General features: G+C 37.2%; 1 protein-coding gene and 1 pseudogene. One reads left to right on the plus strand and one right to left on the minus strand.

Annotated elements, in window-relative coordinates; genetic code table 11:
- Nucleotides 1-116: pseudogene (locus ACG9ZB_RS16810) on the minus strand (IS701 family transposase); the annotation flags it as partial.
- Nucleotides 117-186: 70 nt separating this feature from the next.
- On the opposite strand from ACG9ZB_RS16810, the gene ACG9ZB_RS16815 reads away from it, so the two are divergent.
- Nucleotides 187-331, plus strand: a 145-nt coding sequence (locus ACG9ZB_RS16815; RefSeq protein WP_419326806.1) for a transposase, incomplete at its 3' end; no start/stop codon positions are given.

A 331-nucleotide genomic window follows, 5' to 3' on the forward strand; every position in this document is an offset into this window, starting at 1 on the left:
TTATAAGTCTCGGCAAGTTGTGTGCAGCTAATAGAGTTCGGTTCTGTCATGAGAAAGCCCATATAAATGGGTAGAGTACAAGTTGCTGTAGAAGCATGTTTAATTCGTCTCATCACAGATACTTTATAAAGTATTTTAATACTTTTTTGAATCCGTCAATGCATAAGTCCTATTTATAATAGTACTATGGATAGATACATACTTATTGATGCCCAATGGGCAAAAATGGAACCTTTTTGCCTAGGTAAAGTGACCGATCGAGGTCGTAGTGGAAAAGATAATCGATTATTTTTAGAAGCAGTCCTATGGATTGCCCGTACAGGCAGTCCAT

This window comes from Acinetobacter johnsonii, from assembly GCF_048551975.1.
GTDB classification, from domain to species: Bacteria; Pseudomonadota; Gammaproteobacteria; order Pseudomonadales; family Moraxellaceae; genus Acinetobacter; species Acinetobacter johnsonii_A.